Raw genomic sequence first — 13,191 nt, forward strand, 5'->3', positions numbered from 1 at the left:
CCGGGCGCTCCGTGCACGCGGTCTCGCGCGGCTACCGCGTCTTCCAGACGGTCAACGCCGTCATCCTCACGGGCGTCGTGGTCGTGACGCTCTATCCGTTCATCAACATCATCGCCCGCTCGTTCAGCGCCGAGTCCCAGATCCGGGCGGGCGAGGTGAACCTGTGGCCCAAGGGCTTCAACCTCACCACGTACAAGATCATCGCCACGGACGGGATGTTCTGGCGCAACTACGGAAACACCGTCCTGTACACGGTGGTCGGCACCGCCGTCGCCATGGCGCTGACGACGGTCTACGCCTACGTCCTGTCGAAGAAGGACCTCAAAGGGCGCGGGGTGCTGATCGGCATCGCCGTCTTCACCATGTTCTTCTCCGGCGGCCTGATCCCCAACTACGTACTGATCAGCAGCCTCGGCATGAAGAACTCCTTGTGGGCGATCGTCGTCCCGAACGCGATCAGCGTCTTCAACCTCCTCGTCATGAAGGCGTTCTTCGAGTCTCTGCCCAGCGAACTCGAGGAAGCCGCGCAGATCGACGGTCTGTCCACGTACGGCATCCTCTTCCGCATCGTGCTGCCGCTGTCGAAGGCGGTGATCGCGACGATGACCCTCTTCTACGCGGTGTCGTTCTGGAACTCGTGGTTCAGCGCATTCCTCTACCTCGACAAGGCCGAACTCCTGCCGGTCACCGTGTACTTGCGCAACCTGATCGCGGGCGCCTCGGGCGGTGTCAGCGCGGGAGCCGACACGGAGCAGCTGAGCCAGGTGGCGGCCAACATCCAGTCGGTGACGATCGTGCTCACCGCGCTGCCGATCCTCTGTGTGTACCCCTTCGTGCAGCGGTACTTCGTGTCGGGCGTGATGCTCGGCGCGGTCAAGGGCTGAGCCCCTTCCCCCGCCCCCCTCGCCTTTGCCCCCTTCCCCCCTTCTTTCACGTACGGAACCCAGGGAGTCCCCGTGAACAACACCGGACAGCTGTCCCGCAGAAGCCTGCTCGCCGCCGCCGGGTTCGCCGGCCTCGCCGCCCTCACCGGATGCGGCAGCGGCGACGACGGCTCCACCGACGCCAAGGACCTGTCGAAGAAACGGGCCGGCGCCATGGAGAAGTACGGCGTGGGCGATCAGTTCAAGGCGACCAAGGCGCTGAGCTTCACCATGCTGCACAACGACATGCCGGCGTATCCGCTGAAGAAGAACTGGCTGTTCTGGCAGGAGCTGACTAAGCGCACCGGAGTCACCATCACGGTGACCTCCGTGCCGCTGGCCGACTTCGAGAAGAAGAAGAGCCTGCTCATCGGGGCGGGCGACGCACCGCTCATCCTCCCCAAGACGTACCACCCCGGCGAGGTCCCGTTCGTCGCGTCAGGGGCGATTCTGCCGCTCAGCGAGTACGTGGACCTGCTGCCGAACTTCCAGGACAAGGTGAAGAAGTGGAAGCTGGAGGCGGAGCTCGATGCCATCCGCCAGTCCGACGGCAAGTACTACATCCTCCCCGGCCTGCATGAGCGGGTGAAGCCCGGCTACTCCCTCTCCTTCCGCACCGACATCCTCGCCCGTCACAACCTCGCCCTGCCCACCAGCTGGGACGAGGTGTACGAGGTCCTGAAGGCGCTCCGCGCGGCGTACCCGGATGTCATCCCCTTCTCCGACCGATGGGGCTCGGTGCAGCCGGCCGGCGCCCTGCTGCAGTACATGGCGCCGGCGTTCGGCACGGTCGGCGGCTGGGCGTACAGCAATGCCGACTTCGACTTCAAGGCGAAGAAGTTCATCTTCCCGGGCGCATCGGACGGCTACCGGCAGATGGTGGAGTTCCTCCACAAGCTGGTGTCGGAGAAGCTGCTCGATCCCGAGGGCTTCACCCAGACCGACGACCAGGCGACGCAGAAGCTGCTCGCCGGGAAGTCCTTCGCGATCAGCGCCAACCCGCAGGAGCTGGCCGCGAACTACCGCTACAACCTGCAGCGGCAGATCAAGGGTTCCGACATCCAGATGATCCCGACCCCGACCGGCCCGGCGGGATCGGCGATCGATGGCACCCGCCTGGAGAACGGCCTGATGATCAGCACCAAGGCCACCAAGCGCGAGGACTTCGTGGCCATGATGCAGTTCATCGACTGGCTGTGGTACTCGGACGCGGGCCAGGAGTTCGCCAAGTACGGAGTCGAGGGCGTCACGTACACCAAGCCGGCTCCCGGCCAGTACAAGGTCAAGGACGGCATCAATTTCCAGGGTTCCGACCCGGGCGCGGCCAAGGACATCCAGAAGGACTACGGCTTCACCAACGGCGAGTTCACCTATGGCGGCAACTGGTCCCTGGTCTCCTCCTCCTTCACCCCCGACGAGAAGAAGTTCCAGGACGCCATGGGCACACGCACCCTGCTGCCCATCGACCCGGCGCACCCGCTGGAGTCGATGGAGCAGGAGCAGGCGACGCTGTGGGAGACCTCGCTGAAGGACCACGTCACGCAGAACACCCTGAAGTTCGCGCTCGGCAAGCGGCCGCTCTCGGAGTGGGACGCGTACGTCAGCGAGCTCAAGGCCAAGAACATGGACCGCTACATCGCTCTCCACAACAAGGCCTACGAGCGTTTCCGGAAGGAGCACGGGTGAGCATCCGCGTACCCGACGAGCCGATCGGACCCTTCTCCGACGCCTGGCGTGCCTGCGTGGGCACGGGCAGGATCGAACTCGCGCTGCGCCGCGACTACCAGGACTCCCTCGCCCTGATCCAGCAGGAGATCGGATTCCGGCACATCCGCGGGCACGGGCTGCTCAGCGACGGCATGGGGGTCTACCGGCCGTACGAGTGGCAGGGCGAGCGGCGCGTCCTCCACTCGTTCACCTACGTCGACCAGGTCATGGACGCCTATCTGGAACTCGGCATCCGCCCCTTCATCGAACTCGGCTTCATGCCCAGGGAGTTGGCGTCCGGCGACCGGACCGTCTTCTGGTGGCAGGGCAATGTCACCCCGCCGTCCTCGCACCGCGAGTGGGCGGACATGGTGCGGGCGCTGCTGACCCATCTGGTGCGGCGGTACGGCCTGGAGGAGGTCCGCACCTGGCCGATCGAGGTCTGGAACGAGCCAAATCTCCCCGACTTCTGGCTGGGCGCGGACGAGGCCGCCTACCACCGCCTGTACGAGGCGACCGCGCACGCCGTCAAGGAAGTCGATGCCTCGCTCCAGGTGGGCGGACCCGCGATCTCACCCGGTTCGGACGACTGGATGGCACGGTTCGCGGAGTTCGCGGAGAAGAACGGGGCGCCGGTGGACTTCGTGTCCCGGCACGCGTACACCTCGGGGGAGGCGCAGCCGGTGCCGTTCGGTGCGTACCAGCCGATGGCACCGGCGGACGGGCTCCTCGAACAGTTCGGGCAGCCGCGCCGGGCCCTGAAGGGGACGGCGCTGGAGGGGCTCCCGGTGCACATCACGGAGTTCAACTCCTCCTACCGGCCCGACAACCACATCCACGACACCGCCTTCAACGCCGCTTATCTGGCACCGGTGCTGGCCTCCGGCGGAGACTTCGCCGACTCCTTCTCGTACTGGACGTTCAGTGACACGTTCGAGGAGATGGGGGTACCCACCGCGCTCTTCCACGGCGGTTTCGGGCTGCTGACGCACCGCCAGGTGAAGAAGCCGACGTTCCACCTCTACGCCTTCATGGCGCGCATGGGCGAGGAACTGCTGGCACGCGGCGCCGACCATCTGGTCACCCGGAGTGCCGCCGACGGACGGGTGACGGTGCTCGCCTGGTCGCCCGTGGATCCGGGCGGGGCCACCGCCGGCCCCTCGGCCACGCACGCGCTGCGCCTGTCCGTGCCGGTGGGCGACGGTGAGGTGTTCGCCGTGCGGTCGACGGTGGACGAGGAGCGGGGCAACGCGTACGCGGCCTGGCGCCACATGGGCAGCCCCCGCTCCCCCGGCATCCGGCTGCTCGATGTGCTGTACGAAGCGGCCGAACCCGCCCGCAGCCACAGCCGGCACACCGCCGAGGGCGGCCGCGTCGACCTCGCCCTCACCCTGACCCGCCATGAAGTGACCCTGGTGGAGCTGGAGTTGGTCGACGACGAGGCTCCCGCGTGGTGGGACGAGCGGCGGCTCCTCGGAGGCGAGGCCGCATGAGCGGGGGTGCGGCGGCTTCCGGTTTCGGTACGGGACCGCTGTCGCGCGCCTCCGCCCTGATCCACACGCTGCTCGTCGTCGAGGTCATGCTCCTCGCGGCGGCCTCTCCCGGTCTCGCCGCGCTGCTCCTGCTGGGCCGTGCCCCGTCGAACCTTCCCCTGGCGGCGGTGTGTCTGGTGCCGCTCGGCCCCGCCGTGTCCGCCGCCGTACATGTGCTGCACCGCCGCACCCGGGATCTGACCGAGCTGCACCCGGCGCGGGCCTACCGGCGGGCGTGGCGGCTGAACGCGCTGCCCGCGCTGCGCCTGTGGGCGCCCCTGCTGGCCTGGCTGACGGTCATCGGCTTCTCCCTCACCCACTTCCCGGCGGCCGGGGTGCCCGGCTGGTGGGCGGGGCTGCTCGCGCTGATCGGCGGGGCGTCGCTGGTGTGGGGCGGCCATGCGCTGGTGATCAGCGCGCTGTTCGCGTTCCGTACGGCCGACACCGCCCGGCTGGCCGCGTACTTCGTCCTGCGCCGCCCGGGAGCGTCCCTGGCCGTTCTCTCCCTGCTCGTCCTGACCGCGGGCCTCACCCTGCTGGCCACCGAGGCAGCGGCGGTCCTGCTCGCCGCGCCCCTGCTGATGTCGCTGCTGCACGGCCTGCGCACGGTGATCGCCGAAACCGAGGAGGACTTCACCGTATGAGCTCCGCACCCCGCACCTCCAAGATCCCCTACGGCGGGGACTACAACCCCGAGCAGTGGCCCGAGGAGGTCTGGGACGCGGACCACCGGCTGTTCACGCAGGCCGGGATCGACACCCTGACCGTGGGTGTCTTCGCCTGGTCGCTCCTCCAAAGCGCCCTGGACACCTATGACTTCACACCGCTGGACCGGATCCTGGACCGCGCGGTCGCCGAGGGCCGGCAGGTCGTCCTCGCCACTGGCACGGCCGCTCTGCCGCCCTGGCTGGCGAAGGCGTACCCCGAGGTCAACCGCACCGACTTCGAGGGCCGAAGGCACCGTTACGGCTCGCGGCACAACTTCTGCCCGAGCTCACCTGTGTACCGCGAGCTGTCGACGGCGCTCGCCCGCCGCCTGGCCGAGCGCTACGCGGGCTGCCCTGCGCTCATCGCCTGGCACATCAACAACGAGTACGGCGGCGCCTGTTACTGCGAGCTGTGCGCGGAGGCCTTCCGTGACTGGCTCCGCGCGCACCACGGCACACTCGACGCCCTCAACGACGCCTGGTGGACGACCTTCTGGTCGCACCGCTACACGGACTGGGCCGAGATCGAACCGCCGAGCGCCCTCACCGAACACTGGCGCGGCCCCGACCACACAGCCTTCCAGGGCATCACGCTCGACTACCACCGCTTCATGACGGACGCCCTGCTCGGCTGCTTCCTCGCCGAAAAGGCGGCGATCAGGGAGCACAGCGCGGACACCCCGGTGACCACCAACTTCATGGGCCTGTTCCGCCCGCTGGACTACCACCGCTGGGCACCGCACCTCGACTTCGCGTCCTGGGACAGCTACCCGCCCCTCGACGCACCGCCGACCGTGGCGGCGCTCGCGCACGACCTGATGCGCGGGCTCAAGGACGGCGCACCGTTCTGGCTGATGGAGCAGACCCCGTCGACCACGGCCTGCCGTGACGTGAACCCTCTTCGCCGTCCTGGGGAGTTGAGGCTGGCGAGCTGGCAGGCGGTGGCGCACGGAGCGGACGCGGTCCTGTACTTCCAGATGCGGGCCTCGCGCGGTGCGTCGGAGAAGTACCACGGTGCGGTGATCGGTCACGCCGGACGCGCGGACACCCGCGTCTTCGGCGAAGTGGCCGCGCTGGGTGCGGAGTTGACGGGAGCCGGGGCACTGACGCTGGGCGCGCGCACCCCGTCCCGTACCGCGCTGCTCTTCGACTGGGACAGCTGGTGGGCCCTGGAGATCTCGGACGGCCCGTCGCGCCTCGTGAAGTACACGGACGTCGTGCACCGCTACTACCGGGCGGCGCGTGCGGCGGGCGCCGATGTGGACGTCGTGCCGGTGACAGCCGATCTGTCGGCGTACGACGTGGTCATGGCCCCCGTCCTGCACCTGGTCAAGGGGGACCTGGCGGACCGCCTGGAGGCGGTGGCCGCGCGCGGCGGCACGGTCCTGACGACCTTCCTCTCCGGCCGGGGCGACACCCACGACCGGGCCTTCCTCACCGACGTACCGGGGCCGCTCGCACCGCTCCTGGGCATACGCGTGGACGAATGGGACTCCCGCCCCGCCGGCGTCACGAACGGGGTGCTGCTGCCGGACGGCACGCGCGCCGAGGGCAGCCTGGTCTTCGAGATCGTCGTTCCCCAGGGCGCCGTGCCCCTCGCCGCGTACGAGGCCGACTTCTACGCGGGCACCCCCGCGATCACCCGTCACCGGCGCGGCCGCAACGGTGGCGAGGGCTGGTACGTGGCCACCCACCTGGACCAGGCGGGCACCGACTGGGTGGTGCGGCAGGTCCTGGCCCGCCACGGCCTGATCGGGCCGTACGCGGCGCACACCACGATCGAGACGGCGAACCGGCTGACCCCGGACGGCCGCCGCCTCCTCTTCCTCCTCAACCACACCGGGCAGCAGGCCGAGTTGGAGGTCCAGGAGCCTGCGACCTCGCTGCTCACCGGAGAGCACCTCAAGCAGGGCGACCCCCTGACCCTCGATCCGTACGGGGTCGCTGTGCTCCTCGCCGGGTGAGGTCCGCCCGTCAGTGGATCGTGCGTCCGTGGGCGTCCGGAACGCCGGAAGCCCTCAGGAAGTAGCTGTTGATCTGGTCGCGCCACTCGCGGGCGCAGCGCAGCTGCTCCTCGTACCTTTCGCTGACGCGTGCGTGCACCCCGGGCCGCACGAGTCCGCCGAGCGAGGCCCACACCTGCTGCGCCGCCTCGACTTCTTCCACGCCCTCGAAGTGGGTGTCGTAGATGTGCTGGATCACTGTCCTGCCGCTGTGCAGCACATGGCCGTACGGCACATGGTGGAAGAAGAGCAGCAGCTCGTCGGGGCAGGTGTCGACGCTCTCGTAGGTCTCGGCCCATGCCTTCTCGTACTGCGCCGCGTATCCGGTCCCGGTGGCCCGGCTGCGGTCGACACCGATGCCGTCACGGTCGGCGAAGTGGTAGGTCCCCCAGGGGCTGTACTCGTACCCCTCGACGCTCGGCCCGTAGTGGTGTCCCGGCTGCACCATGAAGCCGACGCCGAGCGGGGCGGTGTATTTCTCGTACGTCGCCCAGGACCCGCCCAGCACGGCCCGCAGTCCGGACCGCAGCCGCTCGGGGTCACTGCTCGCCTCCGGCTGGAACGTCAACTCGATCCATTCCGCCAGGAGTTGACCGAAGTCGGCATCCGGGTCCCAGGCCAGCCGCCCGAAGGCGTACAGATTGAACTGCGCGAGCGGATGCCCGGTCCAGAACGGGTCGTCGCCCGCATTCGACACAGCGACGAGCCCGCCGCCCCCGGCGATCTCGCCGACCGACGGCGCCCCCTCCCCTCCGGGCCTGAACCGCAGCACCTCGCTCCACATCGGCGCGAGTGCGCACGCATGGCGCTGCTGCCCGGTGTACTCCTGGGTGGCCTGCAGCTCGACGGCGACGCGGGTGCGGGGCAGCGCGCCGATGACCGGCGAGACGGGCTCGCGGGTCTGGAAGTCGATCGGCCCGTGCTTGACCTGCAACACCACATTGTCCGCGAACTGCCCGTCCAGAGGGGCGAATTGGTCGTGCGCGGCGCGCGCCCGGTCCGTGGTCCGGTCCCGCCAGTCCTGCCGGTGGTCGTAGACGAAGGCCCGCCAGTGGACGGTGCCGCCGTACGGGGCGAGGGCCCCGGCGAGCGCGTTGGCGCCGTCGGCGTGGCTGCGCCCGTACGCGAAGGGCCCCGGCTGCCCCTCCGAGTCGGCTTTGACGACGAAGCCGCCGAAGTCGGGGATGGCGGCGTACACGCGCGCGGCGGCCTGCCGCCACCATTCGCGCACGCGGCCGTCGAGCGGATCCGCGGTGTCGAGCCCGCCGAGGACGACGGGCGCGGCAAAGCTGACGGCGAGGTGCGTCCGGATCCCGTGGACACGCAACTCCCTTGCGATGTCCGCCACTTCACCGATCCGGCCCGTCAGCAGCCGGGCCTCGGAGGCATGCACATTGACGTTGTTCACGCTGATCGCGTTGATGCCACAGGCGGCGAGCAGCCGACCGTACACCCGTACACGGTCCAGTTCGCCGCGCGCCCGCCCGTTCTGCCAGAAGAGCGAGCCGCCCGCGTACCCTCGCTCGACCTGGCCCATCACGGGGTGGACGTCGACGTTGTCCCAGTGGTCGAGCATGCGCAGGGCGAGTGCGGGGCGATGCGTCTCGGCCGGAGCGTCTGCGAAGGCGGCTTTCCCCAGCCGCACGACGTGGAAGTAGCCGTACAGCAGGCCGGCGCCGGTGGAGGCGGTGACGACGGCGCGCCGGCCGGCCCGCTCCAGCGTGAACCCCTCACCGCTCCCGCCCTCGGCAAGCCGCAGCGTCAGATCGGCCGGCTCACTCCCGCCGACCACGCTCTCGCCGAACATCCCGCACGCACGGGCGACCTCGTCCCGTACGGTCCCGACGAGCACCCCGTCGCCGTCCACCCGCACGGTTCGCGCCCCTACGGCGCGCAGCGCCTCGTCGGGCAGCCAGGCCGGATCGATCGTCTCACCCATGCCCACAGTCCACAGCGCGCCGCTCTAATTCGTCAACCCCCTTAACAAATCAAGCCGCCCCCGTCCTGGCGGACAATGGGACGGTGACCGACCCCGACACCTTCTCCGCGCTGCTCACCCCCGAGGGCCGCACCCTCCTCGCCGAGCTCAAGGCGTACGACCCCGCCCAGGAGCTCGCCCACGCGACCCGCCTGCGCCGCACGCACGCCCCCGAGCTCGTCTCCGCCGCGCTCGCGCAGGCGAGACTCCGCCAGCGGGCCGTCCCCAAGTTCGGCGAAGCGGACGCCTACCGGATGTTCTTCACGCCCAACGGGGTCGAGCAGGCCACCCGCACCACCGTCGCCGAGTACCGCGCCCACCGCCTCGCGGACCAGGGCGTACGCAGCCTCGCCGACCTCTGCTGCGGCATCGGCGGCGACGCGATCGCGCTCGCCCGGGCCGGCATCAAGGTCCTCGCGGTGGACCGCGACCCCTTCACCGCCCAGGTCACCGAGGCCAACGCCGACGCCCTCGGCCTCTCCGACCTCATCGAGGTCGTCTGCGCGGATGTCACGGACATCGACACGACCCCGTACGACGCCGTCTTCGTCGACCCCGCCCGCCGCGGCGGCCGCGGCCGCATCTTCGACCCCGAGGCGTACTCGCCGCCGCTCTCCTGGGCCACCGCGACCGCCCGAAGCGCACCCAGGGCCGCCCTCAAGATCGCCCCCGGCATCCCGCACGAGATGATCCCGCCCGAGGCGGAGGCGGAGTGGATCTCCGACAGCGGAGACGTGAAAGAAGCAGTCCTCTGGTTCGCCACGACCCCCGGCCTCCGCCGCGCCACCCTGCTCCCCTCCGGAGCCACCCTCACGGGCCGCGGCCTGCCGAATCCCCCCGTACGCAAGCTCGGCCGCTACCTCTACGAACCCGACGGCGCCGTCATCCGCGCCCACCTGGTCGCCGAGGCGGCCGAAGACCTCGACGGCGGCCTGATCGACGAGACCATCGCGTACATCACCGCCGACGAACTGCGCCCGACCCCCTACGCCACCGCGTACGAGATCACCGACGAACTCCCCTTCGGCATGAAGAAGTTGAAGGCGATCCTCCGCGAGCGCGAGGTCGGCAACCTCACCGTCAAGAAGCGCGGCTCCGCCGTCGAGCCCGAAGAGGTACGGCGCAAGGTCAAGCCCCAGGGCAGGAACGCGGCCACGGTCTTCCTGACCCGCGTCGCGGGCGCGCCCACGATGCTGATCGGGCACCCCGCACAGGCGCCTACGCCAGGTCCGTGAGCTCGTCCGCGTACACCTGTGACAGCGGCTGCGGCCCCACGTACTGCTGGCAGTTGCAGGTCCCGCGCTCGTAGCTCACCGGCTTCTTGTCCGCGTCCCAGGCCGTCGGCACCTCCACCGACTCATGACATTTGCCCTGCTTGTCATGTTTGGCGAGATGGTGCGTGCACCCGCAGACCGGCTCCGGCGGTTTGTGCGCCGCCTCGATCTCCCGGCGCTCCCGCTCGGCCGCCTCGACCCGCTCCATCCGCCGCTCGTGCCGCGTACGCAGGGCGGTGCGGCCCGTATCGGCGATCCAGCCGAATCCGCCCACCATGAAGAAGATGAACACCCACCAGAACCACTGCATTTGACCGCCCCTTCCCCTGCCCGGCGCAAACGCTCCCCTCAAGGTTACGCGGCCCCCGCGCCACCCGGACGGACCTCGCGCCGGGCGCGACGGAGCGCAGCGCCGCAGCATGATCGACATGACGCACCGTAAGACAGTCGTACGCGGGGCCGCCGTCGCCGCCGCCACCTCCCTGCTGCTGGCCGGAGCCGTGTCCGGCACGGCCCGCGCCGCCGACCGCCCCGTCTGGGCCCCCTGCCCGCCGCCCACCGCGACCCAGGGCGGCGGTGACGCCCCCGGCGTCGGCTGGGAGTGTGCGACGCTCCCCGTCCCGCTCGACTACGCGCACCCGGGCGGCAAGAAGATCGGCCTCGCCCTGATCCGGCACGCCGCCACAGGACCCGGCAAGCGCATCGGCTCGCTGATCTACAACTTCGGCGGCCCCGGCGGCACGGGCGTCGGGACCCTGCCCGGCTTCGGCTCCACCTTCTCGGAGCTCAACACCCGCTACGACCTGGTGAGTTTCGACCCGCGCGGGGTCGGAGGCTCCGCCCCGGTCCGCTGCTTCACGGGCCCGCAGACCGATGCGTACCTCCAGGTCGACTCGACGCCCGACACCCCGGCCGAGGTCGAGCAGTTCATGGACGTCACGCAGGCCTTCGCGGCCGCCTGCGAGAAGAAGTCCGGCGCGCTCCTCCCGTACCTGACGACCACCAACGTCGCCCGCGACCTGGACCGCATCCGCGCGGCGGTCGGCGACAAGAAGCTGAACTACTACGGCTTCTCCTACGGCACCGAGCTCGGCGGCACCTACGCCCACCTCTTCCCGAAGAAGATCAACCGCGCGGTCCTCGACGGCGTCATGAACCCCGACGAGAACTACACCGACGGCGCCCTCTACCAGCTCAAGGGCTTCCAGCTCGCCCTCGACAACTTCGCGAAGGCCTGCGTCGCCGGCACCTACGTCTGCCCGATCCACCGGTCAACCCCCGAGCAGGTCGAACAGGTCCTCACCGACGTGGTCGCCCACCTCGACCAGCACCCGGCCCGCACCGCCGACGGCCGCATGCTGAACGACTCGCTCGCCCTCTCCGCCATCACCCAGACCCTGTACAGCGCGAGCTCCGGCTGGCCGTCGCTGGCACGCGCGGTCTCCACGTACACCAACTGGGGCGACCCGACCGGCCTGATGGCGCTCGCCGACTCCGCTACCGGCCGCGACGACAAGGGCCGGTTCGACAACGGCAACAACATCTTCTCGGCCACCAGCTGCGCCGACTACGGCGTCCCGCAGACCACCGCCCAGATCGAGCAGGCGCTCCCCGCCTACCGCAAGGCGTCCCCGCTCTTCGGCGAGCAGTTCGCCTGGGCCCTCAACCAGTGCACGTACTGGCCGGTCAAGGGCGCCATGGACCACATGGAGGTGAGCGCGAAGGACGCCCCGCCGATGCTGGTCGTCGGCAACGCGGGCGACCCGGCGACCCCGTACGGCGGCGCCGAGGTGATGGCGCGCCGGCTCGGGAAGGGCGTGGGCGTGCTGCTCAGCTGGACCGGCGGGCAGGGGCACTGCAGTTACGGCAAGGGCAGCGCCTGCATCGACGGCAAGATCAACGACTATCTGCTGAACGGCAAGATCCCGGCGTACGGCACCAACTGCCCCTGACCGACCGCCTACTGGATGTAGTCCTCGAGCCGGGCGACGGTGAACCGCTGCTGCTGGATGTGCCGGAGCATGTTCGCCGTCATCTCGGTCATCGAGTGCCCCTTGAGCTCGGAGGGCCCGCGGAAGTGGGCGAGGATGATGTCGCCGGGGTGGAGCTTCTTGTCGGGGCGCTGGTACTGCATGTTCTTGATCTGCATCGACTCGCGCCACAGGACGATGGCCTTCAGGCCGCAATCCCTCACCGCCGTACGGGTGTTGGTGTTCCAGTTCCCGTACGGCGGCCGGAAGAGCCGGGGGGCGCTGCCGTACTCCTTCGTCAGCTTCGACTGCTGGCCGCAGATCTCGTTCTTCTGCGCGGCCGCGCCCAGCGTGCGCATGTTGGGGTGGTGGAGGGTGTGGTTCTCCACCCGGTTCCCCAGCGCCTGGAGCGGCTTGAAGTAGCCGTAGTCGCTGCGTATCGCGTCGTTCATCAGGAACATCGTGAAGGGGATCTTCAGCTCCTTCATCATCGCGACGAACTTGGGGTCCTTCTCGGCCCCGTCGTCGAAGGTGACGAAGACAATCTTCTCCTTGGTGGGGATCTCGCTGATCACCGGGACGGGCCCGCCGGTCCCGGTCTTCACCGGCTTCACCGCGGGAGGCGCGGGGACGGCGGCGAAGGGCTTGAGCCGCCACTTCCGGTACGCGGCTGCGCGGGCGTCGGGCTGCGCGTCGGAGGAGGTCTTCGCCGGAGCGGGGGTGGAGGCAGTCGGCGTATGAGCGCCCCCGGACCCCGATCCCGACGACGTACACCCCGCGAGCAGGGCACCGCCCAGAACACTGCTCAGGACCAGCCCCGCGACCCTCTTGCGCACGCTCGAACCTCTTGTCCGGTCTCACCGTCATCTGCGACTTGCGCCGTGCAAGATGCAGAAAACGACCACCGGGTTCACTGTCCGAGCCCAGCTCAGCCGGGCAGCAGCTCCTCGGCGAGCCGCACCACCCGCTCCCCCAACTCCCGCTGCCGCCCACACCTCCAGGTCGAGCCGCCAGAACAGCGGCACCCCCTCGAACGTCACGAACAGCAGTCGCCGCCCCCGCGACCGCCCCAGCTCCGGATCACTCCGTACGGAAAC

General features: G+C 69.8%; 10 protein-coding genes. 7 read left to right on the top strand and 3 right to left on the bottom strand.

Features of this window, described 5'->3' with window-relative positions; genetic code table 11:
- Positions 1-11 precede the first annotated feature (11 nt).
- The 5 genes from OG707_RS15455 (at position 12) to OG707_RS15475 (ending at position 6,833) form a co-directional block, all read left to right on the top strand.
- Positions 12-884: a carbohydrate ABC transporter permease gene (locus tag OG707_RS15455; RefSeq protein ID WP_329127821.1), complete on the top strand. Its 873-nt coding sequence runs from the start codon at positions 12-14 to the stop codon at positions 882-884.
- 72 nt (positions 885-956) lie between these two features.
- Positions 957-2,609: an ABC transporter substrate-binding protein gene (locus OG707_RS15460; protein ID WP_329118524.1), complete on the top strand. Its 1,653-nt coding sequence runs from the start codon at positions 957-959 to the stop codon at positions 2,607-2,609.
- Entirely contained in the window at positions 2,606-4,123 is a 1,518-nt protein-coding gene (locus tag OG707_RS15465; protein ID WP_329118526.1) for a GH39 family glycosyl hydrolase, read from the top strand. Before OG707_RS15460 ends, OG707_RS15465 begins: the two co-directional genes overlap by 4 nt.
- Complete coding sequence (locus tag OG707_RS15470) at positions 4,120-4,806, top strand: hypothetical protein (RefSeq protein ID WP_329118528.1); 687 nt, start codon at positions 4,120-4,122, stop codon at positions 4,804-4,806. Before OG707_RS15465 ends, OG707_RS15470 begins: the two co-directional genes overlap by 4 nt.
- Positions 4,803-6,833, top strand: coding sequence for a beta-galactosidase (locus OG707_RS15475; protein WP_329118530.1), 2,031 nt, complete (start codon positions 4,803-4,805; stop codon positions 6,831-6,833). The genes OG707_RS15470 and OG707_RS15475 overlap by 4 nt, the downstream gene beginning before the upstream one ends.
- 10 nt (positions 6,834-6,843) lie before the next feature.
- On the opposite strand, the gene OG707_RS15480 is transcribed toward OG707_RS15475, so the two are convergent.
- A complete protein-coding gene (locus OG707_RS15480; protein WP_329118532.1) occupies positions 6,844-8,811 on the bottom strand; it encodes an alpha-glucuronidase in 1,968 nt (655 codons plus the stop codon).
- An 83-nt stretch (positions 8,812-8,894) separates the two neighbouring features.
- On the opposite strand from OG707_RS15480, the gene OG707_RS15485 reads away from it, so the two are divergent.
- Complete coding sequence (locus OG707_RS15485) at positions 8,895-10,085, top strand: class I SAM-dependent methyltransferase (protein ID WP_329118534.1); 1,191 nt, start codon at positions 8,895-8,897, stop codon at positions 10,083-10,085.
- Here the strand turns inward: OG707_RS15485 and OG707_RS15490 are convergent.
- Positions 10,069-10,434, bottom strand: coding sequence for a hypothetical protein (locus OG707_RS15490; RefSeq protein ID WP_329118536.1), 366 nt, complete (start codon positions 10,432-10,434; stop codon positions 10,069-10,071). The genes OG707_RS15485 and OG707_RS15490 overlap by 17 nt on opposite strands.
- A 118-nt stretch (positions 10,435-10,552) precedes the next feature.
- Between OG707_RS15490 and OG707_RS15495 the strand changes: the two genes are divergently transcribed.
- On the top strand, positions 10,553-12,076 hold the full coding sequence (locus OG707_RS15495) for an alpha/beta hydrolase (RefSeq protein WP_329118538.1): 1,524 nt from the start codon (positions 10,553-10,555) through the stop codon (positions 12,074-12,076).
- 8 nt (positions 12,077-12,084) lie between these two features.
- Here the strand turns inward: OG707_RS15495 and OG707_RS15500 are convergent, their stop codons facing one another.
- The gene (locus tag OG707_RS15500) at positions 12,085-12,930 is read right to left on the bottom strand and encodes a polysaccharide deacetylase family protein (protein ID WP_329118540.1); all 846 of its coding nucleotides are present in this window, start codon (positions 12,928-12,930) and stop codon (positions 12,085-12,087) included.
- Positions 12,931-13,191 lie beyond the last annotated feature (261 nt).

The sequence above is a fragment of the Streptomyces sp. NBC_01465 genome (genome assembly GCF_036227325.1).
Taxonomy (GTDB): domain Bacteria; phylum Actinomycetota; class Actinomycetes; order Streptomycetales; family Streptomycetaceae; genus Streptomyces.